The sequence below is a fragment of the Achromobacter pulmonis genome (assembly GCF_021733725.1).
GTDB classification, from domain to species: domain Bacteria; phylum Pseudomonadota; class Gammaproteobacteria; order Burkholderiales; family Burkholderiaceae_B; genus Achromobacter; species Achromobacter pulmonis.
The window spans coordinates 2,104,783-2,131,039 of the sequence record NZ_JAIFOT010000001.1 but is presented as its reverse complement, the minus strand read 5'-3'; the positions used below and the strand labels follow the sequence as shown (position 1 = coordinate 2,131,039).

The 26,257-nt window shown below is 63.3% G+C and carries 19 protein-coding genes and 2 pseudogenes; 7 read left to right on the top strand and 14 right to left on the bottom strand.

Annotated elements, in window-relative coordinates:
- Positions 1-23: 23 nt before the first annotated feature.
- From K2W61_RS09825 to K2W61_RS09815, 3 genes are all read right to left on the bottom strand, one after another.
- Complete coding sequence (locus K2W61_RS09825; protein WP_175135020.1) at positions 24-872, bottom strand: lysozyme inhibitor LprI family protein; 849 nt, start codon at positions 870-872, stop codon at positions 24-26.
- Between the two features lie 30 nt (positions 873-902).
- Positions 903-2,099 carry a COG3904 family protein gene (locus K2W61_RS09820; RefSeq protein WP_236755521.1) on the bottom strand — a complete coding sequence of 399 codons (1,197 nt, stop codon included), beginning with the start codon at positions 2,097-2,099 and terminating at the stop codon, positions 903-905.
- A gap of 157 nt (positions 2,100-2,256) precedes the next feature.
- Positions 2,257-2,919 carry an N-acetylmuramoyl-L-alanine amidase family protein gene (locus K2W61_RS09815; RefSeq protein WP_236756967.1) on the bottom strand — a complete coding sequence of 221 codons (663 nt, stop codon included), beginning with the start codon at positions 2,917-2,919 and terminating at the stop codon, positions 2,257-2,259.
- A gap of 421 nt (positions 2,920-3,340) precedes the next feature.
- On the opposite strand from K2W61_RS09815, the gene K2W61_RS09810 reads away from it, so the two are divergent.
- From K2W61_RS09810 to tenA, 4 genes are all read left to right on the top strand, one after another.
- Positions 3,341-4,126, top strand: coding sequence for a 3-hydroxybutyrate dehydrogenase (locus K2W61_RS09810; RefSeq protein WP_175141318.1), 786 nt, complete (start codon positions 3,341-3,343; stop codon positions 4,124-4,126).
- Between the two features lie 191 nt (positions 4,127-4,317).
- On the top strand, positions 4,318-4,884 hold the full coding sequence (locus K2W61_RS09805; RefSeq protein ID WP_175135017.1) for a PH domain-containing protein: 567 nt from the start codon (positions 4,318-4,320) through the stop codon (positions 4,882-4,884).
- Between the two features lie 5 nt (positions 4,885-4,889).
- Positions 4,890-5,165, top strand: a complete 276-nt coding sequence (locus K2W61_RS09800; RefSeq protein WP_175135016.1) for a hypothetical protein — start codon at positions 4,890-4,892, stop codon at positions 5,163-5,165.
- Positions 5,166-5,278: 113 nt separating this feature from the next.
- A complete protein-coding gene (gene tenA, locus K2W61_RS09795; protein ID WP_175141319.1) occupies positions 5,279-5,941 on the top strand; it encodes a thiaminase II in 663 nt (220 codons plus the stop codon).
- 34 nt (positions 5,942-5,975) lie between these two features.
- Here tenA and K2W61_RS09790 read toward each other — a convergent pair whose 3' ends face one another.
- The 11 genes and pseudogenes from K2W61_RS09790 to K2W61_RS09740 form a co-directional block, all read right to left on the bottom strand.
- Positions 5,976-6,566, bottom strand: a complete 591-nt coding sequence (locus K2W61_RS09790; RefSeq protein ID WP_236755520.1) for a hypothetical protein — start codon at positions 6,564-6,566, stop codon at positions 5,976-5,978.
- 276 nt (positions 6,567-6,842) lie between these two features.
- The gene (locus K2W61_RS09785) at positions 6,843-7,184 is read right to left on the bottom strand and encodes a tetratricopeptide repeat protein (protein ID WP_236755519.1); all 342 of its coding nucleotides are present in this window, start codon (positions 7,182-7,184) and stop codon (positions 6,843-6,845) included.
- Positions 7,185-7,247: 63 nt separating this feature from the next.
- Positions 7,248-7,691 (bottom strand): integrase core domain-containing protein, encoded by a 444-nt coding sequence (locus K2W61_RS09780; RefSeq protein ID WP_236755518.1) that lies wholly within the window; start codon positions 7,689-7,691, stop codon positions 7,248-7,250.
- Positions 7,670-8,068, bottom strand: coding sequence for a hypothetical protein (locus tag K2W61_RS09775; RefSeq protein WP_236755517.1), 399 nt, complete (start codon positions 8,066-8,068; stop codon positions 7,670-7,672). The genes K2W61_RS09780 and K2W61_RS09775 overlap by 22 nt, the downstream gene beginning before the upstream one ends.
- Positions 8,065-8,380 (bottom strand): annotated as a pseudogene (locus K2W61_RS09770) (transposase). The gene K2W61_RS09775 and the pseudogene K2W61_RS09770 overlap by 4 nt, the downstream one beginning before the upstream one ends.
- 374 nt (positions 8,381-8,754) lie before the next feature.
- Positions 8,755-9,189 carry a hypothetical protein gene (locus K2W61_RS09765; protein ID WP_236755516.1) on the bottom strand — a complete coding sequence of 145 codons (435 nt, stop codon included), beginning with the start codon at positions 9,187-9,189 and terminating at the stop codon, positions 8,755-8,757.
- A 320-nt stretch (positions 9,190-9,509) separates the two neighbouring features.
- Positions 9,510-10,631 (bottom strand): annotated as a pseudogene (locus tag K2W61_RS09760) (IS3 family transposase).
- Positions 10,632-11,055: 424 nt separating this feature from the next.
- The gene (locus K2W61_RS09755; protein WP_236755515.1) at positions 11,056-11,727 is read right to left on the bottom strand and encodes a hypothetical protein; all 672 of its coding nucleotides are present in this window, start codon (positions 11,725-11,727) and stop codon (positions 11,056-11,058) included.
- Positions 11,728-12,003: 276 nt separating this feature from the next.
- Positions 12,004-12,285, bottom strand: a complete 282-nt coding sequence (locus K2W61_RS09750; RefSeq protein ID WP_236755514.1) for a hypothetical protein — start codon at positions 12,283-12,285, stop codon at positions 12,004-12,006.
- 3 nt (positions 12,286-12,288) lie between these two features.
- Entirely contained in the window at positions 12,289-20,094 is a 7,806-nt protein-coding gene (locus tag K2W61_RS09745; RefSeq protein ID WP_236755513.1) for a hemagglutinin repeat-containing protein, read from the bottom strand.
- A gap of 71 nt (positions 20,095-20,165) precedes the next feature.
- Positions 20,166-21,917 carry a ShlB/FhaC/HecB family hemolysin secretion/activation protein gene (locus K2W61_RS09740; RefSeq protein ID WP_236755512.1) on the bottom strand — a complete coding sequence of 584 codons (1,752 nt, stop codon included), beginning with the start codon at positions 21,915-21,917 and terminating at the stop codon, positions 20,166-20,168.
- 272 nt (positions 21,918-22,189) lie between these two features.
- On the opposite strand from K2W61_RS09740, the gene K2W61_RS09735 reads away from it, so the two are divergent.
- From K2W61_RS09735 to K2W61_RS09725, 3 genes are all read left to right on the top strand, one after another.
- On the top strand, positions 22,190-22,951 hold the full coding sequence (locus K2W61_RS09735) for a uracil-DNA glycosylase (RefSeq protein ID WP_175133755.1): 762 nt from the start codon (positions 22,190-22,192) through the stop codon (positions 22,949-22,951).
- Between the two features lie 277 nt (positions 22,952-23,228).
- Positions 23,229-24,986 carry a DEAD/DEAH box helicase gene (locus tag K2W61_RS09730; protein ID WP_175141004.1) on the top strand — a complete coding sequence of 586 codons (1,758 nt, stop codon included), beginning with the start codon at positions 23,229-23,231 and terminating at the stop codon, positions 24,984-24,986.
- A gap of 88 nt (positions 24,987-25,074) precedes the next feature.
- Positions 25,075-26,256, top strand: a complete 1,182-nt coding sequence (locus K2W61_RS09725) for a class I SAM-dependent methyltransferase (RefSeq protein ID WP_175141005.1) — start codon at positions 25,075-25,077, stop codon at positions 26,254-26,256.
- Position 26,257 lies beyond the last annotated feature (1 nt).

The window sequence follows — 26,257 nt, the reverse complement described above, 5'->3', positions numbered from 1 at the left end:
CCCTGAGGCGAACCTCGCCCGCCCTAGCGGCCTGCCGCCGTCGGATTGGACAACGGGAAGTTGCCGTCGGTCAGGCAGGCCTTGATCCAGCCATAATCGTCGCTGTCGTCGACCTCGCCATCGACCTGCGGCAAGGGCTTGGACGAATACGTCGGCGCATGCACTTTGGGCCCGGTATTCCAGCGCGCATCATCGGCAATGCTACCCGGGCAGGCAGCGTCATCGCCGTTATACGAGCAGGACGCGACCGGCACCGGTTTGTTGTCGACGACCTTGGCCACATAGCGCTGCGCGTAGACCGAGCCGGTGGCCCAATACTCTTGCGCGCTGCAGACGCGCTCATTGTTCTGGTAGTGGCGGGTCGCGAAGCAAGCGTAATACTTGTAGTCCGGCGGCAGCACATCGCACGACACCTCATAGCCGGAATAGGGGCCACCGGTGAACTGGCCGCGAAACTCACGCTGCTTCAAGGCCGTCCGGATCAGCCTTGGAATGTTGTCGCCCTTGCTGCGCTCCCTTAACTCGCCGGCACGGGCGCGGATCAGATCGGCCGCGACAGCGCCCGGCGTCTTGTCGTCAGGCAACGATTCGGCATCGGAGACCAGACCTTCCAGGCGCATGTCGCGGGCCTCGATCCAGCGGCGCTGGCTTTCCACCAGCATCTTGCGGATCTCCGCGTCGGGCGCCTGCTTGAGCAATGCGGCGTAGGCGCGGTTCAACTCGGCGTCGGCGGCCACCGCCGCGCGGTCCGAGCAGATCAGCTTCTCGGCGGGGTTGCCGGCCTTGTGGCAATCGATCGCCCACACGGGAGCCGACAAGGCGCCCACCCCTACCAGGCACAGCAACCGGGCCACGCGGTTCATGAAACGCATTGTGCTTCTCCCTGGCGTCGCGCCGCGGCTTCAACGGCTGACGACCTCACTGTCTTCCATGACGATGCGATAACGGTTGCGCAGGTCCAGGACATACGTGAAATTGGACGTGCCGGTCGCGGTCTTGCCGCGCGCCGGGCTCGATACCTTGAAATCGTAGAGGCCCTTGACCATGCACATCTGGTCCTGGCATTTGGCCCGGAGCGAGTTCTGGTCCACCACGAAGCGCCGCACCGGCCAGCGCGCGAAATAGGCCGTCTTGTCCGCCAGGATCTCCGATTTCGGGCGCGTCTTCTTGAAATAGTCGACCGTATCCGCATAGAACTCGCGCGTGAAGTTCATCGCCTCTTCATTGGTGCCGCTACCCGCCTGGATCATCAGGGTCGCAGCATTGATCGCCCGTTGTTCGTCGGAAAGCGGCGCCGGCGCGGGCTCCTTGGTCATATACGGATTCGCCACCGGCGCGGGGCCGGAGGGCGCCGGCGACGCGGCCGGACGGCGCGGCGGCAGGCGGGTATCGTCGGCTGGCGCCTGTGCCTGCGGCGCGGGCGTGGCGGCGGGCGCGGACGCGGGCGGCGTGCGCGGGCTACCCGCCTGCCGCGGCTCGCTGGCCGCCGTCTTCACGTTGCCCGTGCGGTTGATGCCGTACTTGGCGATCTCCTGAGGCGAGAAGAAATACATCTCCTTGGACGGCGTGCTGAACATGATGCCCAGGACATCCGCAGACACGCCATACTTCGGCAAGGTGGCGACGATATCCGACACGCCGAACTGGGCCTGTTCGCCCGTCATCTCAGGCGCGGTGATCTGGTGCACGCCCAGGCGGCCCTCGGCCAGGCGCTGACGCCCGGCAAAGAACACGAACGCGCAGGCCGAGGCACAGTAGCTGTCTTTGGGAATATAGGTATTGAGCCCGCGCTCATAGACCTCTTCGGCCACCACCAGCCCAATGTGCACCAGTCCGCCGCCGTTGTTCTGCAGGATGAGGGTGGAGATGGTCGGATGCTCGCGCAGCGCCTTCTTCATGTGCAGCAAATCATTGGCGCTGACCGCGCCCACATAGATCAGCAGGTTCGGCTCGCTCGGCAGATAGAAGAACGGGCCATAGCGCTCGGGCGTCTCTTGCTGCTGCGCCGGCGCCTGGGCCTGCGCGGGCGCGGTGGACAGACCGCCCATCAGGGTGAACGCCAGGCCCATGCCCAGTGCCGTCAGTTTTCTTTTCAGCATTATCAGTCCTTGTGCTCGGAACGCATGCCGCGAGCCGGATCGCCTCCGCTTCGCGCCGCCACGTCAACCAGGCGGCGCGGCCCGCCCCTCGAAACCGGGATTTTATCCATCCCGCCCGGGATCGCCATGCCCCAGGTCGGATGTCGCACGCCGCGCGTTAGCGCACCTGGCAAGCGTGCACGCCGCCGGCGATCGCGCCTGCCAGCCGCTGAATGGTCTCCGGCCTGGCCAGCCTGGCTTCCTCGTCCGGATTCACGATCACGCCCGCCTCCACCAACACCGCCGGCATGGTGGCGGTCTTGAGTACCGCCAGCCCGTCGTAGCGATGCACGCCCAGGCGGCGGTCCAGCAATGGCCGGTTCTCGCCGGCGATGGGCTCGGCGTGATACAGCGACGGCTTCTCGCCCGCCGCCAGCAACGCCTCGCCGATCGCCTTGGCACAGCGCAGGCTGTCGGCGTAGCGCGGATTGCGCTGTGAGACAAAAATGGAGAATCCCGAGAATTCGCGCTGGCGACCGGCGTCAATGTACTGCTGCTGCATCGAATCGTGGTGGATCGATATGAAGAGGTCCGCATCCGGCGCGACCCGGGTACGGCGGCCCAACGGTATCTCGGCGCCATCGGCCGACACCCGCGTCACCCGATCCCCCAGGGCCAGCAGGTCGGTGGCCACCGCGCCGCTCAAGTCCAGGTTGTACTGATACTCCACCCGGCCGCTGGCGCCCGTCGCGCCAGGCTGGCTGGGGGTATGGCCCGTGTCCACCACCACATGCGCGGCCTGCGCCACGCCAGCCCCCAGGGCCAGCAGCAACGCCGCCATGCGCCGCGCCCACCTGTCCGCCATCCTGCCGCCTTTGCCCGCCCGACCATCCATGACTGATGACACGCTAGTCTTCGCTCTGTAAGAAACCAGGATCCCGCCTGCGCGGCGGGCTCGAATGCCGCGGATTCTCGCGCAGCCGGGAGCAGCCGGCAACCGCTGAATGCAGGCCGCAGTGCGGTTGGTAACAGCAGCCGGGGCGTAGCGGGCGGCCGCCAACCTGCCGCAGCCCCGGTATCGCCACATGCGCTAGGCCGGCCCTGCGCACCGTGCTGCGCCGTCGTCCGAAGCAAATGACATAGAAAGTTACCTGACCGGACCATTCAGGCGCCTCTCATCCTGGCGCGTTACCATCAACCCATGCCCCTCGCATCCGCGGGCGCATCCCGGCTCGCGGCATCCATACCCGGAGGTCCCCAGCATGAGCAATCTGAACGGAAAAGTCGCGGTCGTCACCGGCGCCGCCAGCGGCATCGGCAAGGAAATCGCGCTGACCCTGTCGCGCGCCGGCGCCGCAGTCGCCATCGCCGACCTGAACCTGGCCGGCGCCGAGGCCGTCGCCCATGAAATCGAACAGGCCGGCGGCAAGGCCATGGGCGTGGCCATGGACGTCACCAACGAAGACGCCGTCAACCAAGGCATCGACCGCGTCGCTGCCGCCTACGGCAGCATCGACATCCTGATCTCGAACGCCGGCATCCAGATCGTCAACCCCATCGAGAACTTCGCTTTCGCCGACTGGAAGAAGATGCAGGCCATCCACGTGGACGGCGCCTTTCTCACCACCAAAGCCGCGCTCAAGCACATGTACAAGGACGATCGCGGCGGCGTCGTGATCTACATGGGCTCGGTGCATTCGCACGAAGCCTCGCCGCTCAAGTCCGCCTACGTCGCCGCCAAGCATGCGCTGCTGGGCCTGGCACGCGTGCTGGCCAAGGAAGGCGCCAAGCACAACGTGCGCTCGCACGTCATCTGCCCCGGCTTCGTGCGTACCCCGCTGGTCGAAAAGCAGATTCCCGAGCAGGCCAAGGAGCTCGGCATCAGCGAGGAAGACGTGGTCAAGAAGGTGATGCTGGGCGATACCGTCGACGGCATCTTCACCACGGTCGAGGACGTGGCGCAGACGGCGCTGTTCCTGTCGACCTTCCCCAGCGCGGCGTTCACGGGGCAGTCGTTCGTGGTCAGCCATGGGTGGTACATGCAATAGGCCCTGCGCCCTCTGGCATGCGGCGCGCGCAGCAGGCGTTGCGTCGCTTCGAATCTCGACAATCGACAGACAACCTCCCGGCCCCGCGCAGGGCCCGGAGTATTGACTGTGCGCCGCCACGCGAGACCACAGTATGGCTTAAGATAGGCGCGCTTTGGCTGCCGATGCCATAACCGGATGCAAGGAAGTGCATGGCCTTCGACTATAAAAACGCGTCGCCCGAACAACTGAAAGCGCGCTATGACGAAATCGCCCGTGAAATCGGCGACGACCAGTTCTTCACCAAGAAGGAACTGAACCACCTGCCCCACGTGCTGTACGACGACGAGGAAATCCTGGCCTTCACCTCCGGCATGATGAACAACAACACCTGGCTCATCACGCTGACCGACAAGCGCATCATCTTCCTCGACAAGGGCCTGATCTACGGACTGCGCCAGACCGCGATCGACCTGGACAAGGTCAACGCCGTGTCCGGCGAGACCGGCCTCATGTTCGGCAACATCGCCATCCAGGACAGCGCCGGCAGCTACCAGATACGCAACGTCTGGAAAAAGACCGTCATGCGGTTCGCCAACCGCGTGCAGGAGGCCATTGAGGCACGCAAGGCGCGCTTCATGCAGCAGCCCGCCGCCAAGGCCGCCGTTCCGGATGACGACATCATCGCCAAGCTGGAGCGACTGGCCAGCCTGCGCGACCGCGGCATACTGACCGACGCGGAGTTCGCCGAGCAGAAAGCGCGCATCCTGGCGGCCTGACAGCCATGGAATTCCTGATCGTCGTCGCCGTGCTGGTGGGACTGGTGGCCGGTTATTTCTTCCTCGGCATGCTGCTGAAGCTGCTGCTGCAATGGTGGCTGGCGCTAGTCTGTGCCGTGCCGCTGATCCTGCTGGCAGTGAGCTTCAGCTGGCTGGGCGCCATTGCCGCCGTCGTCGGCGTGCTGTTTCTGATCGGCGCCTGCCAGGTCTGGCAGGAATCCGCCGCCTATCTCAAGCTCGAAGCCAAGATAAACAAGGCGTTCTACTTCGACGACGTCTGACAGCCCGCGGCCGCGGCGCCCCCCCCGCCGACGCGCCGCGCAATTGTTGATACCCTTGGTCCTCACCCTCGACGCGCGCGCACGCGCCGTCCGATTTCGCCTTGAGGATTGCCATGTCTTTCAGCACCGACGCCTGGGCGCGCAACGCCGCGCTGTACGAAAAAACGCGCACCATGCCGTTCAACCAGGAACTGGCCAGCGGCCAACTCAGCGAACAGGCGTTCCGCCACTACATGATCCAGGACGCGCACTACCTGCTGGCCTTCGGCCGCGCCCTGGCCGTGGCCGCCGCCAAGGCCGACCATGCCGACGGCGTGGTGCAGTTCGCCGACGCGGCCAAGAACGCCGTGGTGGTCGAACGCAGCCTGCACGAAGGCTTCATGAAGCAGTTCGGCATCGACGCCGAGACGTTCGCCCGCACCCCGCTGTCGCCCGCCAGCCATCACTACACCAGCTTCCTCATCGCCACGGCGTGGAGCGCGCCGTACCCGGTGGCGTTGGCCGCGTTGCTGCCGTGCTTCTGGATCTATGCCGAGATCGGGCGCGACATCCACGCGCGGGCGACGCGTCCCAATCCGTATGGGGCCTGGATCGATACGTACGCCGGCGACGAATTCCACGCGCTGGTGCGTGAAGTGATCGCGTCGGTGGATCAGGCAGCGGAGAAAGCGTCGGCGCAGACGCGCGATGAGATGCATCGGGCGTATACGCATGCGGCGCAGTTGGAATGGATATTCTGGGATTCGGCGTATCGGTTGGGGGAATGGCCGATTTGAGACGCCGCGTATCAGATAGGCCCTGCGACCACGGTCAGACCTTCGGCATCACGGTCGCAGAGGGTTCCGGGCAGGGCGAAGCCGGCATCAATGGCACCACCCGTTCCGCTGCGCTGGCGCCGGGCACCGTGATGTCCTGCACCAAGACCGCGCGCCGCTCCACATAGACCTCGTAGTCCTTGCCAGCGGCTGGCGTGAAATACCCGGCATTCTTCGTCTCGGGCCAACTCGTGGTGGTCACGGACCCATAAGGCCCGGCGCTTCTGTACGTCCCGCCGACCTGACCGTAGATGGTTACCGGAATACCCGCCTTGATGATGAATTCGTCGAACACCTGGCCCCAAATGTTCGGCGAAGGCGGCATTCCAACGCTGCCGCTGCCGCGCATGTGCGAGCGCTGGATCGTCTCCAGGCCGTCGCCATGGCCGAACAGACCCGACGCGGGCAGGAAGCACGTCCTGTCAAAATCCAGGCGGATGCGATCCGCCGTATACACATACACGCGAACCCGCGCACTGCTGCCAGCGTCGTAACGGCTGAGGATATTGGGGTTGGTGGCGGAGCAACCCGCCAAGGCGCCGCCCAGCAACACAGCGGGCGCCATGCAACGCAACACAGCAATCATCTACCACTCACTCAAAAGAGAATAAATTAGCCACGGCAAACGCGGTGCTCATTTGCCATAGGAGTCGCGAGGCTCGGCCAGGCGGAACAAGCCGGGCTGAGTGCACCGGTAGGGGTAAGCCTCTACGCGCGGTTGGAATAGTCACTTAAGGAAATCATCCGCCCAGCCCAGGCACTCACCCGAAACGGTGTCATACAGCGCACCTTGATGCGAACGGCGGAATTTGTCACCTGTGGCGGGGCTGTGTCTTGGCGACACAACGATACGCCCTACCGCCTAGCTTCCTCGCTCAGGATACTTTTTCAATAATTCTACGAATGGAGGTTTCTGGAGGGTCCGGCGGTGTTCCTCGCGGGCATCCGGTTGGGAGTTCCTGACCAAGGAACGCACCTTGTCGATGTCGGCCCGCGCCCGCTCCGGCAGCTCCATCCGGTCGCAGGCCAGGCTGCGATAGGCGTATGCCCAAACATAATCCTGTTGGTAAGTCATCCCTTCGGAAAAGGCTTCTGCCGCACTAGACCACTGCCGTGCATCGATCAGTGCCCGGCCAAGATGGTAGTAACTCGGCATGCCTGGGGTGGTGCCCTTGCCTTTCAGCCCCATGTTGTCCTGAAGCATTTTCCGAAGCAGTTCGACCGCCCGTTCGGGCTGTCTGTATTGACCCAGCGAAACCTGCTCAGGTTAAGCGGCTAAAGCAAATGCCTCAGCCGGTGTCTTCATGCCGAGCGCTTGGTGTGGTCGTCGGTCGTTGTAGAGGCGTATCCAGTCGCCGATCACGCGGCTGGCATGTTGGATCGTCTCGAAGCGATGCCGATGCACGCACTGCTCTTTGAGCGTGCGGATCACACGCTCGACCATACCGTTCTGCTGAGGGCAATGCGGCGTGATGAACTCCTGGCGCAACCCATAGCCGCGTACCAGTGCGGTGTAGCTGCGCGACGTGAACACCAGCCCATTATCCGAGCGCAACAGAAACGGCATCGGCACGCGGCCCAACGTCCCGAAGCGCGCAATCAAGGCATGTTCCAGGGCGCTACCCGCGGTGCCGGCCTTGCCGCTGCGAGACAGGTGCCAGCCTAAGAGTTCGCGCGTGTGGCAGTCGATCACCAGCGCCAGCGTTGCCAACCGTCCCGGCCAGCCCACATCCGGCACATATCCGTGGACCAGCGCTCGTTAGGCATCGTTGCCACCGATGGCAGCGCCTGTATCCGCGGCCTGAAGCCGATCGGCCGCTTACGAACCTGCCAGCCCATCAGCTGGAACACGCGCTGCACGGTGTTCTTGTTGAACCCCAGCAGGTGCGCGACGGTCCGGTATCCAAACGACGGCGACTCCTTGATCATCGCCTTGATCGGCGAGGCGAACTTCGGATCAACCTTCGGCGCGGACTTCACTGGCTTGTAGTACACCGTGCGGCGCGGCACACCGAACCAGCGACACAGCTTGGCGATCGAGACGGTGATGCCCTCGGCTTGCAGTCCCTGGTGGATCGTTTCGATCACTTCTCGTCCTCGCCCAGCAGGGACTGCAATTTTTTTCTGGCGCGCAGCTCCAGCATCGCCTCGCCGTACGCCTCTTGCAGGCCTTTAAGCTGGCGCTCGTACTGTTCACGCACATCCTGCGGGTTGGCTCGCAAGGCGTTCTCCATCCCCCGCTTGCCGTCATCGACCCACTGCTCGACTTCCGATGGCGACAGGTCATATTGGCGGCTCGCCTCGGCCACTGTCGTCTTGCCTTGGATGATGTCCAGCACCAGCGCGCTTTTGCGCTTGGCTGTCCAACGTTTGATGTCTTTCTTCCATCTTCGTGCTCATCGTCATTTCCTCGATTATGACGTGAGCAGGTTTTTACTGGGTCAATACAGCTCGACGCTATGCCCCGACTCCGAACCGCGATCAGCGGCATCAGCCAACTCATTTTTGAGAGAACTGAATTTGCTAATCTTTTCACAAAGCATCCAGCTCAGGGCCCTCAAACAGCCGTATAGCGCATCCCAACCCCCCCCCGGGAAACCAAAGGACATAATCAGTTATATCAATAACCCATCAGAAAAATTGATTCAAGATGAACACGCATAAAAACGCTTGCGCACCACCCGAAAGGCTGCTTTCCTTAAAGATAAAACGCACCATTTTATTTTTCAGCACAATCATTCCCTGGCCTCACGATTGCGCCCCGCGCAGTAAATTTAAGAAAAAACAATTCGATATTTATCTTGAATAAAATTAATAAAATCCACCCTCTCTGGAAGCATCAACGCATCCCAATCCAATAGACCAAACCTCTCTAAATCCTTAATCAGACTATCAGTTCCAAAAAAATAGAGGGAATTCCAGACAATATCCTCATCCAGTCTGGCATTACCTTTTTTTTCGTCAGCCAACATAAGATTATCCAAATTAACCGGCTCCAAGGAAGAAAACAAATTATTCCAGTTAACTATTTTTACCGCCCCTCGTTGAGTACTTACTTTAAGAAAGGCAACGACCTCGCGCTTCCATTCAGCGACATTGTGGCCATCTCTCCCCCCAAGATAAGCGGGAAACACCCCATTCGGCGTAAAGTCATCGAGCCCGGCATATATAAGCTGGCGCTGATAGCGCAATCTTAGATCGCTATTCATGAAAAAAATCCTCAAAGGGCGGGGAATTTAAATTTTGCCTGTTCCCCGCTATTTATTTCCCGTATTGCTCTGCTATTTACTTCCACGGTCGCGGTTGTCTCCGCGGTTTTGGACGAGGCTTGACCTACTGGTCTATACGTAATTGCCGTGCAATCCGGCATGATCGCCACCCAACTCCCTGGTCCAGAGATATTATCCTTGACCCTCAAGGGTTTCTGCCCATTAAAGGCGGCGCGAGCAAACTCTTCTGCCGTCAGATCGGGATTCTGGGTAGGAGACATAGGAATAGGAGTTCCAGGACCATGACCTGCTCGGATTTTTCACACCACCGGGATTTGGGATTTAGCTTCGGTTAGTAATCCTGATGCAGCGACCTGGGCGGCCTGCTGCGGTGTCAAATACCCCAGACTGGAATGCAGCCTGACAGTGTTGTAATGCTCGCGCCAGTCTTCGATCACGATGCGTGCCTCGGTCCGGTTCCAGAACCATTCCATATTCAAGCACTCGTCGCGCAGCTTACCGTTAAAACTCTCGGTCGTGCCGTTCTGCCAGGGCTTGCCCGGGTCGATCAGCGCCGTCTCAATGCCTTGATCCGCAATCCATTGCAGCAAGGCGCGCGAGACGAACTCCGGGCCATTGTCCGAACGCAGATATCGGGGAGTTCCGCGGTCACTGATGACGCGGGTCAATATCTCGATCACTCTGCGTGAGCGGATTGACCCGGCCACATCAATAGCCAGGCATTCCCTCGTGTACTCATCGACCAGCGTCAGGCATTTGATCTGCTGACCGTTGGCGCACGCGTCAAAGACGAAATCATAGGACCAGACCTGGTTGGCTCGCGCCGGCGTCAGCGGTCGCGGGCGAGAAGCTGCCACGCGGCGCCGAGGCCGTTTATGGGGCACTTGCAGCCCCGCCACGTTCCACAATCGCCACGCGCGGGACATACTCATCGTGTGCCCCTCCCGGGCCAGAAATATGCTGATCCGCCGATAACCATACCGGGGATACTGGGCCGAGAGCGCCTTCATCCTCGCCACGACCGGCGCGTCCGCGCTCGCCTTGCTCGGCTCATAACGCAAACCCGAACGAGACACTTCATACAGCGTACAGGCCCGGCGCTGGGAAACCCCAAGCGAGCAAACCAGACGGGCTTGCTCCTGCCGAACCTAGTACGCTCACCACTTTCGGCGATTGACCTCCTTCATCGCCTCGATCTCCAGATCCCGCTCGACCAGCAGCTTGCGCAGCCGAGCGTTCTCGGTCTCTATTTCCTTGAGCCGGCGCACCTCGTCCACCCCAAACTCCCCGAAATGCTTGCGCCAGCCATAGATGCTCTGCTCGCTCACTCCGTGCCGCTTGGCCACGCCGGCCACCGGGTCTCGGTCACCCTCCCGCAGTATCCGAACTATCTGCTCTTCGCTGTACCTTGCCTTCTTCATCTCGCTTCCTTCTCGCGTCAGAAGCTATTTTCTCAAATACCCAGTGGTACGAATTTCTCAGAGCAGGTCAGGGGTAGCAACGATTGATTTGCCCCTTGTAGAAAGCCTAGGGAATCGAGATTGGTCGCGCTTTGTCCACCGTCATGAGTCCCCCTTGTCTTCGGCAGGAAGGGGGGATGCATTGAGCGGGCGCTAGGTAACTGAGGATGGGAGGCGATATCAGACTGAAGGTGGATGCAGAGCCCACGCTGATGCGAAGCAAGCGTGATCCGACCATCAACTTACTCTTTTTCATCCTTGTCGCGCACTCGCCCACCATTCCTATCCGCCAGCCACCCGGCGGGATAGGGCGCTCGATCAAAGGGCCGAATATTCAACTACGAGGCCCTGGCCGAATACCCTCCGATCGCCGCGACAATGAGTCCTAGTCGCGAGGCTCTGCTAGTCGTAGCAAGCCGGACTGAGCGCACTGGTAGGGATAGGCCGCTACGCACCGTTGGCGCATCGTCCGAGCCAATCGATTGGCAAAATCCGCCGCGATGCGTAGCCCATCCTTCGCCGGCCCACGGTTGGAATAGTCACGCAAGGAAATCGGATAGGAATCATCCGCCCAGCCCCGGTGCTCACCTGAAACGGCGTCATACAACCGCACCTTGATGCCAACTGAGGGGCCGTACTGTTGGTAGCCGCCGAAGCCATTGGGTTCGCCCAATGCAATCACGTACTTTGCACCGATCGTCGCAGCGTCTTCTTTCAAGGTCGGTGGACGGGCGGACTTCGGATCAACCTTGCGCAACTTGAACGTCGCTTTGATGCCTGCGGCGTCCATGGCGCCAGGTAGCTCGGCATTCAGCGCATTGCAGACGGCCTCGGCAGCGTATGACGCTGGCAGCGTAGTGCCGGCACCAATCCATCCCGTGTCGTCGATTTCCTTCTGATAATCGCAATTAGAGGTGTAGATCAGTACGGGACTGATGACTTCGCCTGGCTCAGGGTTGGTGGCGAGTGCCTCGGGAGGCGAACCCATGATGAAGGAGCAGCCTGACGTCAACAACAGCGTAGCGAAAGCAAGAATATTTTTGAAGCAGGACTCCATGGAGTTTTTGAATCCAAAACAAGATGGAGAAAATCATTCACAGTGAAAAATCTAGAGCTTGCACAATTAAGCTCCAGATCATCCACTCAATCCAGATTCTATTTTTCCAACCAGGGCGTAAATTGAATGCACATCCAGAGTAATTTAAGGAAATCCAATCGCACTATGCTCGCGATTTTTTAGGTACGTACTTTCACTGCCGATTACCCCACCTTCAACCGGCGGCTTCGGCTATGGCAACGGTAGATTTCTCCAGACACAAAAGTGATAGGCATATCAATCTTCATCCGCCGGTCGTTTCTTCCTCCTCGACTTTAGCCATCCTCGCGGATACGGCGCAAGGGAGAAAGGGCGAATCTTCAATTGCGCCGCCCGAGCGGAATATCCACCCACCAAGGCCACAACAAAACCAACATACCAAACCCAGCCAGTATTCCAAATTTCTATATCTGCAAAAAAAAGAGCGGCACCACATATTGCAAATAAATATCTATATACGGGTGCAATATTATCATCACGTATAAAAATTCGACGCATCATTTCCATAAATTTGTTCATGGCTTAATTTGCATATCTGGATTTTAGGTATTCACCAATCTCATTGAATATAATAGAACCATAGGGCATCGAATTACTGCCCAGATGTACTCCTACGTCAATAACTCCACCTGTAGCATAGGCGATGGGTTTCGGTCTGAGCATTTGCTCCAGCCCCCCCAATACCCAACTACTGACGTCAGCCGTCTTGGCTGCGCCGAGAAATAGCCCTCCATACGGATTTCCTGGCACGCTCCCCACGGTTCCAGCTATAGCGCCAAATCGGCCATTTGCTTTGGCCAAATATGCAATCACATCGGCATTCTGGTTGCGACGATCGTCATAGTCAGCGGCGCTCATTACCCTTGCCAAGCCTGCAGCGCATTCAGCGGTTACGCAGTATCGAGAGGCGGCAGATGAGGGTTTCACCGTGGATCCAGGCGATGCAAAGTTATCCCAGTAGTTCGTGCGATCCGGTTCGAGCCTGTAGTTCAGACCCGTAGGGATGTCCCGCGCGTTGGCATTGGCCACGATGAATTCCTGTAGCTGCCTGTCGGCTGGCGAAGGGACTTCCATCCAGATGTTCCTACCGTCCTCAGCACGACCGACCAGAACAAAATTGGTAGCCTTGTCGAATATCCCATCGTCGCCTATCACAACAGCCGCAGTTCCTGCATGAGTCTCCCCATCCAGTAACGTCACATCCATCCTGCGCAACTGCGTTTCAATCTGCTCGACAGTCACGTCGTATCCTACATTCTTTGCCTCTAGCGCCAATTTCTTAGCGAGTTCTTTTTCGTCGGGATGAAGCTGACGATTGAACATATCCGCAGACAGGGCCGCACCGGCACCGCTTACGCCACCCGCCAAACCACCGGCCGCGCCCGCTAGCGCATTCAGGGCGATACTGGCCACCTCCCTCTGGATGGCAGGGGGCAAACCACTCATCACCTCATCTATTGCATCTTTGAACGCAGCCGAGGCTAAATCCCCTGCAACTGTCCCGCTAATCGCGCCTGCAACATTCCCCCCGCCCAGTGCAGCGCCCGCCGCCGCGACAATGGAGTGAACAGCGATTTTCCCAACTTTTCCTTCACCCCAGATGTCGGGATTGTCTTTCGCGAGTTTTTTGGTTACGTCGCCCGCAATCTGCATCCCCAATTGCCCAAAAGCCTGCTGGAACTCAAGTTGCTCGCGAACCTTGTCCTTGTCGAAGATCTTTCCAATACTACCGTTCGCGCCTTCGGTGTCACGGCTCAGCCCGGCCGTACTATCCCTACCCGTGTCTTTATCCGAACGTACCTCGATCGTGCCCGCCGATACCGCTGCGCGGGTAGTCCCTGATTCACTTCCACTGGTGCTCCCGAAGCTTAAGCCCGATGGGCCAGCCCCCAATGCGTCACCCTTGTTCGGCTTGTCGAACGCGCCAGACATACCCAGGTTGATACCCACGGTGGTCGATTTGTATTCCGCCTTGTTATGCAGATTGCTGAACCCCAAGGTCTCGGTGGACAACCAATTTTTGCTCGCATCGGCACCGCTTGCGATGACCGCTCCGTCAAGTTGCGTGTGTTTACCGACGTAGATGTCATACCCCCCAGAGCCCGCGAACAGCCCCGTCTGCTCGATCACGCTGTCATAGTTGGACTTGGTCTTGCCGATGCTCGCGCCGAGATAGGCGTTGCCGGTCATCGACCCAAAACTGAAGCTGGCCCCCGCATTGGCCTGTTTTTGCTTGGCGTCATAGCGATCCGAATCCTGCTGGCTCGCCAGAATCAGGTTTCGGCCGATATCGGCGCGGATGCGGTCCGCCCGCGCCTGGGCGCCTTCGAGCACGGTGTCACGGCCGGAGATCAACGTCAGGTTGTCGCGCGCGCTGACCTGGGTCTCGCGATACGTCGTGCCGTTCCCCTTGGCGTTGCCGCTTCCGACGTAGCCGCTGGCAAAGATATTGATGCCGCCGCCGCTACCGCTATCAGAGACACCGATGCCGACGCCGACCTTCCAGCCGCTGTTCTTATTGGTGGAGACTTCGGTGGATGTCTGAGCCTGACTTTGCAGCATCAGGTCATTGGTCGCCGCCAGCAGTACATTCTTGCCGGCCAGGTCGCTGCCGATGATGGAGAGATTGCCCGAGCCGGCAACGCCCTTTTCGCCCAAAGCGATGATGGAGATATTGCCGCCCGCCATGACGGAAGAGCCAAAGGCGGTTTCCTGGGTGCGCTTCGTTTCGCTGACAGACTTGCTGGAGCCCAGGCTAATCTGGATCTGGGCGCTGGCGGCGTCCTTCTGCGCGACCGACGCATCGTCAGCCTTTGCCGCGTCCATCATCCGGTTGGCCTGCACCGCTTGATAAGCCGCCTGCCCCACCTTGACCGCGGCCAGCCTGCCGCTCTTGGCGTCGCCAGCTTGCTGCAAGGTGCCCTGAATCTGCTGGGCAGCGCCCAACATGCCGCCTGCCACGCCAATAGTCAGGCCGGACTGTTTGAACTCGTGATACTCATGCTGGCGTGCTTCGCCGACGCCGGCAATGATCGCGACGTTGCTGCCGACGATGGAGATATTGCCATCCTGGGCCAGCAGATTGCTCGCCATGACGCCGACATCGCGTCCCGCGTCGATAGTGAGGTTACCGCCAGCACTGCCAATCGTGCTCGCGGCATAGCCGCCACTGGCCCCGCGCATCCAATCCGTGCGTTCTTGCTTGTTGTAGCCGATGCTGAACCCGCCGCCGCCAAAGCCCGACTTTTTGACCTTTTCGTACTGATAGTCCTTGTAGGTTTCGTCCTTGGCCAGAACCTGCAGATCTCTGCCAACCGCGATCTCGACATCGCGATCACCGACGATATTCGAGCCGACGACCGTCATATCGCGTCCGGCCAGCATCGCGACCGTGTCGCCGCCAAAGGTCGAACTAACTCCCTTGGTCCATTCCGTCTCGCGGATGCGGTGCGTCGTCTTACTGGAAAGGAAGCCTTTCGTCTTGTAGTAGATCTCGTTGTACGTGTAGCCACTGGCGTCCCCCGCCAGCACGTTGATGTCGCGTCCCGCGCCAACAGCCAATTGCTTGTCCGATGCGACTTGCGCGGCGATGGCGTTGACGTCCCTCACTGCCATCAGCGTCAGGTTGCCACCTGCGGCGATCTGCGTACCGATATCCTCCGTCGTACGCATCTCCGACCGGTTCTTCTTGCCGAAGTTGAACGACTCGCCGTAGCTCGTCCCCGCGGCGGTCAGGTTGATATCGTTGCCGGCGCGAATGCTCGCATCACCGCTGGTGACGATGGCGGCAGCCTGCGCGTTGACGTCGCGGCCCGCCTGCGCATTCAGCGTCCCGGCGTCGATACGGGCCACCCCGTCGACGATGGTGTTGCTGATCCCGCCGCGCACGTTCGATTGGGTGCTGGCCGTGAGGTTGATGTCGCGGCCCGCGGTCAGCGTGACGCCATCCCCCTTGAGCAGTCCCGCCAGATTATCAATGTCATTGCGCGCATTCAGGTTGACGGTCTTGCCCTGGATCGTGCCCACGGTGTTGCGCACGTTCTGCGCATCGACCACCAGCGCATTGCGCGCACCGATGGTGCCGCTGTTGGCCACGTCGCCCGTCGCGCTGATCTGCGTGTCGCGGCCTGCAATCAACGTGCCGTCGCCGCGCAGGTCGCCCGGCTTGACGGCCAGGTAGACCTGCGGCGCCAGCACCTTTTGCTGCGTGCCGTCGGGCAGCGTGACGGTCTGCTCCACCATCCAGACGATATCGCTGGTCAGGTGGCGCATCTGCTCTTCGGTCAGCGCGGTGCCCACCGCCAGGCCGAACTGGTTGGCGAAGTCGGCGCCTGCCGACAGCAGCGCCTTGTACTGGGTTTCGTTGTCGGTGTAGTCGCCGACGAAGCGTTGGCCGCTGGCCAGCATGACCTGCTCGGCGACCAGCTTCTGCTCGTAGAAGCCGTCGCCCAGGCGCTTGAGGATATGGCCAGGATCCTGGTTCAGTTTCTCCAGCAGGAAGTCGCTGGACACCACGGTGCGCGAGCCGATGAACTGGCTGTCGGTGGCGATCAGGTAAGGCGCGTTGGGCGCCGGAACGACCTGGTACAGCTTGCTGGTCGGGATGGTCGGCGGCAGCACGACGACGGCAATGGTCTGGTTGCCGGGTAGCGTGATGCGCGTCAGCGTGGCTGGCGGCAGCGCCTGGACGATGGTGCTGCCCCCCGGCGTCTGGCCGGACGGCGCGACGGAGGCGCCGCCTTGCGCGTCGCCCAGGCCGGTCTCGATGCGTTCGGCCAGGACGGTGGCGTTGTAGTCGGAGCGGTTGTACTTGCGGGAGTCGTTCTTCTCGTAGGTGTAGGCCATGGTGCCGACACGGTCGACCGTGCGCAGCCCCTCGGCGCCGACGTTGCTCAGCGTGCCGCCTTCGGTCTTCAGGGTGCCGCCGGCGAGGATGCGACTCTTATCGTTGACGATATTGCCGGCAAGGCGGGCGTTGCCGCCAACGATGATCTTGCCCGGATCGCTTTGCGTGATGCGCGTTTCGCGCGTGATCTCGGTCACCTCGTAGAAGGTGAAGTCCTTGATCATGCGGTTGTTGCGGAAGTCGGCGTTGAACGCCTTGATCTTCTCGTTCAGCGTGTCGTACAGCTCCACGTCGTGCCTGTACTGGGCCAGGCAACTCAGGTCGCATTCGCCGGACGACGACGGCTGCCGGAGGCCGCTGGGGCGCTCTACTTGGAATACGGACCAGATCTTGGCGTCTGGCTTGTAAAGGAACTGAGCAGGGTTGCTGTAGCATTCGCCAGCATCTCCGCCGCCGCATTCATATGTCGAGGGAATGTACGCCAGGCCAATCGGCGCACTGATACCCGCCCGCCCCTCCTGGTCATTCTGGATATTGCTGTAGTCAAACGGCGGCCCATACTGGCTTTCCGGATAGCGCGCCGACGGCATCAGCAGGCGCCGCTCGTCGTACTGTCCCATCCAGCTCGGCCCGCGGCCGCAGATGGATTTGACGGTGTTGCAGAACCACATGCCCTCGCCGTCGACGATGTCGGTGGTGCCGTCCAAGCGATAGAACCATTTGGCTTCGCGGCTGACTTCGACGGTTTCGCTGGCAAAGTGCAGATTGCGATTCTGGATACTGGCCGCGGCGATGTCTGCGTTGCGCTCGGCTTCGATGGTGGCCGATTCGTTGGCCAGCAGCGTCGCCTGCCCCGCCGCCTTGCCGCCGGCGTCCAGCGTGCCGCCGATCCGCAGATCTCCCGCCGCGTAGATCAGCGCATGTTCGCGGTTGGTCAGCGTGCCCACGCCCAGGTCGATATCGCCGCGCGAGGCGATGACCGCGTTGGCGTCGTTCAGCAGGACCGGGGTCTGGATGCCGATGCGGTCGCCGTAGATGCGGCCGGTGTTGGTCAGGCTGCCGGCATGGATGCGGGTGTAGCCGCCGTCGATCAGGCCGGCGTTGGCCAGCAGGCCGCCGATGACCAGCTCGTTGTTGCGCACCGCGATCAGTTCGCCGCCGGCGCGGTTGGTCAGCGTATTGGCGGTGATCTTCAGATCCTGGCCGGAATGGATCTTGCCGTCGTTGTCGAGGTTGCCGGTGACCAGTTCCAGCGAAGTGCCGGCGGTCAGGGCGCCGCCCGTGTTGGTCAGGCTGCTGAACGCGAGCTTGGCGTTGGCGTCGGATGACACGTTGCCGCGCGCGTTGTCGAGCGCGCCGGTGGTCACGCCGAGGTCCTGGCCGGCGCCGATGCGGCCGGCCTGGTTGTCGATGGAACCGGCGTTGAGCGTGACCTGCTTGCCCATCATGCCGAGAGCGCCGGCGACCGTGCCGCCCGCGCCGGCGACGCCGTTGACGAGCGTGTCGCGGTTAATCAGGCTTCCGGCGCTCAGGGCCAGGGCATTGTCGGCCTGGATCAGGCCGGCATTGTTGTCCAGCACGCCTTGCGTCTCGAGCGAGAGGCCATTAGCCGCGACGATGCCGCGGGCGTTGGTCAGGCGTTGCGCGTCCAACGAGGCCAGGCCTTGGGCGGCGATGGTGCCGCCGGTGTTGTCGATGGCGCCGGTGACGGTGACATCCAGCGCGCCGTCCGTCGCGATGCGTCCGGCGCCGTTCTCCAGGCTGCCGCTCTTCAAATCCGCCGTGCCGCCATACAGGCCGCCGTCCTGGTTCCGCAAGACGCCGCCGCTCGTGATCGCCAACTTGCCATCGGCCTGGGCCACGCCGTTGCGGTTGTCCACGCTCGCCGCCTGAATGTCGGCGCTGCCGCCCAGCAGCTTGCCGCCTCGGTTGTCGAGTGCACCGGCAGTCTCGACACGCAAGGCGCCGTTGGCCTGCACCGTGCCGCCCTGGTTGTCGATGGCATCGGTGCCGCGCAGCGCCACGTTGTCGCCCGACACCACGCCGCTCGCCGCGTTGACCACGGACCTGCCCGTGACATCGACCGCGCCCGCGCCTGCCAGCGTGCCGCCGGTGTTGTCGATGGCGCCCGTCACGCGGCCACGAAGCGCGCCGCCGCTGGCGAGCTTGCCGCCGCTGTTGTCGAGACTGGCGGCGCGCAGCACCACCGAGCCGCCATACACTTCGCCGGCGCGGTTGCTGACCGCGCCCGTGGCATCCAGCGTCAACGCACCGCCCGCAACGAACTTGCCGCCCGACAGGCCCAGCACGCCGGCGGTGACGGCGGCATTGCCGCCCGCCACCAACACGCCGGGGTTGAGCAACTGATCGACCTGCACGCTCAACGTGCCCAACGGGCTGACCGACCCATCGGCCTGCAGGCCCGCCGTGAACGCGCCACGGTTCTCCATCTGGCGCGCCACGATGCTAGCGCCCGAGCCCGACGAGATGGCGCTGTGGTTGACGATCTTGCCGGCGGCGTTGAAGGCCAACGCACCGCCCGCGGTGGCGGTGCCCTGGTTGACGATGTCGCGTCCGCTTTGCAGCGACAGATCGCGGGCGGCCTGCACGCGGGCCGAAGGCAGGATCCTGACGTCGCCATTGGCGCTGACGGACAGCGTGCCGGTCAAGGCCGCCAGGTTGCCGCCCACGTTCACGCCCACGCCGGCTTCGGTGCCGATCAGGCGGATGCTGTTGGCGTACATGCCGCCCAGCGCCGCCACATCGAGCGCAACGCCGGTGCCCGCGCCATCCCCGGCCAATGCGGATACATCAATGCCGTCGTAGCCCACCCGCGCCGCGCCCGCGACCACGTTGAGGCGGTCGGCCCAGACCTGCGCGTTCAGCTCCAGCGTGCGGGCCAGCAGGTCGAGCTGGCTGAGATTGGCGCCATACAGGCCCGCGCCCTCGATCGCGAGGCGGCCGCTGGCGATGTCAAAACCCAGCGTGCCGTCCGGGCCGATGACCGGCTTGCCGGTGGTGAGCGTGGCGCGATTGGCATTCAGAAAGCCGCAGCCGTTGCAGGTGATACCCGCCGGGTTGGCGACGATGACGTTGGCACGGTTGCCCGCCACTTCCAGCATGCCCATCAGGCGCGACGGGTTGGCGGTAGTGACCTGGTTCAGGATGGTGGCGGCGCGCTGGTTGCCCAGCATCGGGTTGCCCGCCACCTGTCCGGCCAGTTGCGTCTGGCTGGCCGCGCCGCTGTTGTTGAGCACCACGCCCGACGGGCCGACGTTGAACTGGGTGAAACGATTGTTCGACACGCCACCGGCCGAGGGCGGCGCGATATTGACCACCGGCACGCCGTTGGCAACGCCCACCACGGGCTTCTGGCCCGCCACGCTCTTGTCGACGGAGATGGGTAGCGTCTGCGCCAGCACGGGCGTCCAGATCTGCGTGGTCAGGACCAACCAGACGACTGCGGAGCGAAGCTTGGACATGGCGAGGCAACTCTCGGTAAGCGTGAAGCAACTGAATGGACGACGGCCGGGGTGCACGAGCCCCGAACGGTCTAGAACTCGAACATCAGCGTGGCGGCGAAGACGGTGCTTTGCGTTTTCAGGTTGTCGGGCTTTTTCAGGGGCCAGCCGGCCGACAGGTCGTAGCTGGCGTTGACATAGGGCATGGCGATGCGGCCGCGCAGGCCGGCCACCGCGCCGACCAGCGTGCGGCTGGCCAGGTACTCGGCCGACGGCCCCCCGACCCGGCCGGCGTCCAGCCCGGCATAAAGCTGCTGGCCCGGCAGGCCCGCCAACCCGCCCAGGTCCAGCGACAGGTCATTGCGCAAGGTCCAGCCGTCTTCCGCGGCCAGCGTCATCTGCCCGTCGAAGCCGCGCACCGCATAGCGGTTGCCGATGGTGAAGTAATCGGCGGGCACGACCGGTGTCTTGGCGTGCTGGATCTGCCAGTTGGCCTGGTAGGCCAGTTGCTGCCCCGCCACCTTGAACGGCAGATACAGACCAGCGTTGGCGCTCAGGATGGTGCTGCGCCCATTCCAGTCCGGGTCGCCGTAGACGTAGCCGGGCTGGTTCGAAAACTGCGGCAGCGTGCCGCGCACGCCGCCGCCGATGTCCAGCACCATCTGGTCGATGTAATGACGATGGCCGTAGCTGAATTCGTAGCCGGCCACGTCGCGCCGCTGCACCTCGATGTCGATGTCGTTGAGCGTGCTGTTGGCGCGCTTGCGCAGGAACTTGAGCACGGCGGTGCCCTTGTAGCTGGCGCCGCGATACGGCACCACCGACACGCCCACCTCCACCTGCTTGCTGGTGCCGCCGTAGACGATGGGTTCCTCGAAGCCGGCCACGGTCTGGCGGTAGCGCGACTTGCTGGCCCCGGCGAACAAGGTCCAGTAGCCAAACGGGATGCTGTAGTTGATGGAGGCCGCGCGCGAGCCGGCATCGCCGTTGCGCAGGTCGGCGTTGCTGTTCCAGGACACCGACAACTGGTCGTACAGGAACAGCGGCGAATCGAGCGTGAGGCCGGCGTTGACCTGGTTCTTGCCGGTCGATTCCAGGCCGGCGTTGTCGCCGCCCACGTAGGCGTGCCAGCGCTTGCCGCTGCCGGGTTTGATGATGATGTCGGAGTCGCCCAGCTCGGGGCCGGGAGCGACGTCGATGGAGGCGTCGGCCTGGCCACCGAGGCGGCGGATGTTCTCCAGCGCCTGGTCCAGGTCGCGCTGGTTGACCTCGCCGCCGGGCCAGGTGGGCAGCGCGGTGCGCCACCAGCCGGGCGCGCCGTCGCTCCTGACCCCGGAGATGCGGCCGGGTACGTAACGCAGGGTCAGCGTGCCGCTGGCCAGCGACTGTTCGGGCACCAGCACCCGCGCGGTGATCAGGCCGCGATCGATCAGGCGCGCCATCAGGTGTTCCTGCAAGGCGCGCAACCCTTGGCCGCCGACGCATTGACCCAGCGCCGCCTCGCTGGCGCGGCGCAGCGCGGCCGGTGGTGCTGCGCCGTCCCAGATCACCTTGTCCAGCGTGAAGCAGGGGGACTCCACGGGAAACACCAGCGGCCCCTCGCCCGCGGCGGGCGCGGCGGGCGCCGACAGCACGTCCGGCCGCTCGGCGGCGCGGGCGCGCTGCGCGTCCAGGTCCTGTTCCTGGCGGCGCTGGATGTCGCCGGCACGCGCGGCCGCGTCGGCCGGCAGGGGTTGCGCGGCCAGGGGGGGCGGGGAGATCAGTAAGGCGACGAACGAAACGCACAGCGCCAGGCAGGGAAACCACCTCTGCCGGAGGCGGCTTCGCGATACGATGGTATGCACTTGTTTCTTATTGAAATTGCCGGTTTCTTTTCATAACGGAAGGTTTTTCAGTTAATTAAGTGCATATTTCAATTTATGCCGTCTTTTTCACCGATTTTCTCGCTTGTATAGAAAATACCGTTTTGAGCAGCAGCCTCGATTCGCAACATGTAATTACGCTCATACCTTACCCGTGCACAAGGATTCTGAGGGTAAGAAGAGTCTGAAAGCCGCAAAGGCGAACGCGATTTGCCCCCACGCGACTTCGCTGGTGCTGTGCCAAAATCGCGGCCATGCCGACCGATAACCGACTGATCCCCACCGCCCTCGCCACCCAGGCAGCGCAGTTGCCCGCCCCCTGGCAGGCCGCCCTGTGCGCGCCGCGCGTCGCCGAGGCGTTGCAGGCCGTGACCGCTCACGTGGAAAAGCGCCTGGCCGAGGGCGCCGTGGTGTATCCCGCCACGCCGCTGCGCGCCCTGCAGGGTCTGGCGCCGTCGGATGTGCGGGTGGTCATCTTGGGCCAGGATCCTTATCACGGTCCCGGCCAGGCGCAGGGACTGGCGTTTTCCGTGCCGGACGATTGCAAGCGTCCGCCCAGCCTGCGCAACATCTTCAACGAAATCGCCCAGGAATACCCAGGTACGCCCGTGCCGGCCGGCAATGACCTGAGTCCGTGGGCCGACCAGGGCGTGCTGCTGCTGAACACCGCGCTGACAGTCGAGGACGGCCAGCCCGCCTCGCATGCCAAGCGGGGCTGGGAAACGGTGACGGACGCCCTGATCAGCCTGGTCGCGCAGGACCCGTCGCCCAAGGTCTTCATGCTGTGGGGCGCCCATGCCCAAGCCAAGCAGGCGTTGCTGCCACGCGACAGCGGCCACCTGGTGCTGCTGGCCAATCACCCTTCGCCGCTGTCCGCCCGGCGTCCGCCCGTGCCGTTCCTGGGCTGCGGCCATTTCCTCAAGACCAATCAGTGGCTGGTCGACCAAGGGAAAAACCCTATTGATTGGCAGCTGGACAAAAAATTAATTCCCATGCAAGGCGAATTCAGGTTATGATCGCCGCACTGCACAAAACGAGTTCGGCATTTACCGCCTTGATTTAGCGGAAATTTCAGCAGTCTGCCGGGCAACCAAGCCCAGCCCATGCCGAACATCATCGATTCCTGACCTCCTTTCCTTTCGCCCTGCGTTCCGAGCAGCATTACGGGAACGCGCCACGCGCACGGTTGATTCGGTCGGCACGATGCTCCATCAACCGTCGCCTGGATCCGGCCGCCTAATCCCCTGGCCCGACCAAGCACTGCGCCGCATTTGATCGCGGCAAGGGAAAGTTATGTCTTTCGAAAACCTGGGCCTGGCGCCCGCCCTGTTGTCGGCCCTGCAAGAGGCCGGTTTCACCACTCCCACCACCGTTCAGGCTTCGGCCATTCCGCAGGCGCTGGCCGGCCACGACCTGATGGTCTCGTCGCAGACCGGTAGCGGCAAGACCGCCGCCTTCATGCTGCCCGCGCTGCACCGCATCGCCCAGACGCCCGCCAACAAGGGCGTCGGCGTGCAAGTGCTGGTGCTGGCCCCGACCCGCGAGCTGGCCCTGCAGGTCACCGAAGCCACCGCCGCCTACGGCCGCAAGCTGGCCGACCTGCGCACCGCCACCGTCGTCGGCGGCATGCCTTATGGCGCGCAGCTCAAGGCGCTGTCGCGTCGCGTCGACGTGCTGGTGGCCACGCCTGGCCGCCTGATCGATCACCTGAATTCGGGCCGCGTCAAACTCAACACCGTGCACACTCTGGTGCTGGACGAAGCCGACCGCATGCTGGACATGGGCTTCATCGAGGACATCGAGACCATCGTCAGCCGCCTGCCCGCCGACCGCCAGACGCTGCTGTTCTCGGCCACCCTGGACGGTACCGTGGCCAAGCTGGCCGCGCGCATGATGCGCGACCCGCAACGCATCGAAGTCGCCGGTGCCAAGGAAAAGCACACCAACATCACGCAAAGCCTGCTGTACGCCGACGATGCCAGCCACAAGATGCAGTTGCTGGATCACGTCCTGCGTGACGCCACGCTGGATCAGGCCATCGTCTTCACGTCCACCAAGCGCGGCGCCGACGACCTGGCCGACCGCCTGGCCGACCAGGGCTTTGCCGCCGCCGCCTTGCACGGTGACATGAACCAGCGCCAGCGCACCCGCACGCTGTCGCAACTGCAACGCGGCCAACTGCGCATCCTGGTCGCCACCGACGTGGCCGCCCGTGGCATCGACGTGCAAGGCATCAGCCACGCCGTCAACTTCGACCTGCCGATGCAGGCCGAGGACTACGTGCACCGCATCGGCCGTACCGGCCGTGCCGGCCGCAACGGCCTGGCGTTCACGCTGGCCACGCACTCCGAGCGCCACAAAGTGCGCCGCATCGAGCACTACATCGGCCAGTCCATCACCCCCGAAGTGATCGCCGGCCTGGAACCGAAGCGCACCCCGCGTCCGTCGACCGGCGGCGCGCCGCGCGGCGGCAAGCCGTTTGGCAAGCGCCCGGGCGGTTTTGGCGGCGGCTATCAAGGTCACCGTGAAGGCGGTTCGCGTGAAGGCCGCTCGTTCGGCGGCCCGCGTGGCGAATTCAAGCCGCGTGAAGGCGGTTACCAGGGCGCCCGCGAAGGCGGCGCAGGTGGGTACCAGGGCAACCGCCCGTTCGGCGACCGCCCGGCCCGTTCGTTCAGTGATCGCCCCAGCTTCGGTGATCGCCCCCAGCGCGAAGGCGGTTACCAGGGCAATCGTCCCTTCGGTGACCGTCCGCAACGTGAAGGCGGTTTCCGCGGCGGCGACCGTGACGCCCGTCCGAGCTTCAGCGACCGCCCCAGTTTCGGCGACCGTCCGCAGCGCGATCCGCGTCCGTTCAACGAGCGCGCCCCGCGCGAAGGCGGCTTCCGTGGCGGTGACCGCGATTCGCGCCCGAGCTTCAGCGATCGCCCCAGCTTCGGCGACCGTCCGCAACGCGAAGGCGGCTTCCGCGGCAGCGACCGCCCCAGCTTCGACAAGCGCCCCGGCGGCCCCGCCAAGCGCTTCAACAAGCCGGCCGGCGCCCGTCGCGGCTAAGGCCTGAAGGCTTCCAGCAAACCCCGCGCCTGTCGCGGGGTTTGTTTTTTGGGAAAATGCCCTATTCACGACGCCCCTGTTTCCCGCCATGCAACGCCCCGCTCCCGCTAACCTGCCCCCGCTCTCCCCCGCCGCCCAGGCCCACGGCGATGCCGCCGCCGCGCATCTGCGCGCCGCCATTGGCGCCGCCTCGGGCTGGCTGCCGTTCGATCATTGGATGGCCGAAGCGCTGTATGCACCGGGGCTGGGCTATTACGCGGCCGGCAACGTCAAGCTGGCCGAGGCCGATGCCCGTGCGCCCGCGGGCGATTTCGTCACCGCCCCGCAGCTGACGCCGCTGTTCGCCCGCACCCTGGCGCGCCAAGCGGCCCAGGTGCTGCGCCAGACCGGCACCCACACCGTGCTGGAGTTTGGCGCGGGCACCGGCGCGCTGGCCGAAGGCGTGCTGCGTGAACTGGATGCGCTGGGGCTGGCGGACGCGCAGTACCTGATTCTTGAAGTCTCGGCCGACCTGCGCGCCCGCCAGGCCGAGCGGCTGGCGCCGTTCGGCGAGCGCGTGCGCTGGCTGGATGCGCTACCCACGGGTTTTCGTGGATGCGTGCTGGCCAACGAAGTACTGGACGCCATGCCGGTGTCGCTGTTCCGCTGGAGCGACGAGGGCGCGGTGCTGGAACGCGGCGTCGCCTTGGATGCCGCCCAGGGCTTTGTCTGGGAAGACCGGCCGGCCCCGCCACGCCTGGCCGATGCGGTGACGGCGCGCATGCCCGCGCTGCCGGGCTATGTGTCCGAGATCAACCTGCAGGCCGAAGCCTGGATCGGGGGCATGGCCGGCTGGCTGGACCAAGGCGCGGCGCTGCTGATCGATTATGGCTTTCCGCAAGGCGAGTACTACCACCCCCAACGCGCGGGCGGTACGCTGATGTGCCACCTGCGTCATCACGCGCATGGCGATCCGTTCACCGCGCCGGGACTGCAGGACATCACCGCGCACGTCGACTTCACCGCCATGGCCGATGCGGCGCAGGCGGCCGGTTTGCAAGTGCTGGGCTATACGTCGCAGGCGCGTTTCCTGATGAACGCCGGCCTGATGGAGCTGCTGGCCCAACTCGATCCCAGCGATGCGCGGGCCTACGCCCAGGCGGTGGCGCCGGTGCAGAAGCTGCTCTCGGAAGCCGAGATGGGCGAGCTGTTCAAGGTGCTGGCGGTAGGCCGCGGCGTCACGGAACCGCTGATCGGCTTTGCGCGCGGCGACCGCCTCGGCAAGCTGTAGA

Coding starts and splice junctions, on each gene's coding strand:
- K2W61_RS09825 (WP_175135020.1), bottom strand. CDS start 872: ATGCGTTTCATGAACCGCGTGGCCCGGTTGCTGTGCCTGGTAGGGGTG.
- K2W61_RS09820 (WP_236755521.1), bottom strand. CDS start 2,099: ATGCTGAAAAGAAAACTGACGGCACTGGGCATGGGCCTGGCGTTCACC.
- K2W61_RS09815 (WP_236756967.1), bottom strand. CDS start 2,919: ATGGCGGCGTTGCTGCTGGCCCTGGGGGCTGGCGTGGCGCAGGCCGCG.
- K2W61_RS09810 (WP_175141318.1), top strand. CDS start 3,341: ATGAGCAATCTGAACGGAAAAGTCGCGGTCGTCACCGGCGCCGCCAGC.
- K2W61_RS09805 (WP_175135017.1), top strand. CDS start 4,318: ATGGCCTTCGACTATAAAAACGCGTCGCCCGAACAACTGAAAGCGCGC.
- K2W61_RS09800 (WP_175135016.1), top strand. CDS start 4,890: ATGGAATTCCTGATCGTCGTCGCCGTGCTGGTGGGACTGGTGGCCGGT.
- tenA (WP_175141319.1), top strand. CDS start 5,279: ATGTCTTTCAGCACCGACGCCTGGGCGCGCAACGCCGCGCTGTACGAA.
- K2W61_RS09790 (WP_236755520.1), bottom strand. CDS start 6,566: ATGATTGCTGTGTTGCGTTGCATGGCGCCCGCTGTGTTGCTGGGCGGC.
- K2W61_RS09785 (WP_236755519.1), bottom strand. CDS start 7,184: ATGCTTCAGGACAACATGGGGCTGAAAGGCAAGGGCACCACCCCAGGC.
- K2W61_RS09765 (WP_236755516.1), bottom strand. CDS start 9,189: ATGAATAGCGATCTAAGATTGCGCTATCAGCGCCAGCTTATATATGCC.
- K2W61_RS09755 (WP_236755515.1), bottom strand. CDS start 11,727: ATGGAGTCCTGCTTCAAAAATATTCTTGCTTTCGCTACGCTGTTGTTG.
- K2W61_RS09750 (WP_236755514.1), bottom strand. CDS start 12,285: ATGAACAAATTTATGGAAATGATGCGTCGAATTTTTATACGTGATGAT.
- K2W61_RS09745 (WP_236755513.1), bottom strand. CDS start 20,094: ATGTCCAAGCTTCGCTCCGCAGTCGTCTGGTTGGTCCTGACCACGCAG.
- K2W61_RS09735 (WP_175133755.1), top strand. CDS start 22,190: ATGCCGACCGATAACCGACTGATCCCCACCGCCCTCGCCACCCAGGCA.
- K2W61_RS09730 (WP_175141004.1), top strand. CDS start 23,229: ATGTCTTTCGAAAACCTGGGCCTGGCGCCCGCCCTGTTGTCGGCCCTG.
- K2W61_RS09725 (WP_175141005.1), top strand. CDS start 25,075: ATGCAACGCCCCGCTCCCGCTAACCTGCCCCCGCTCTCCCCCGCCGCC.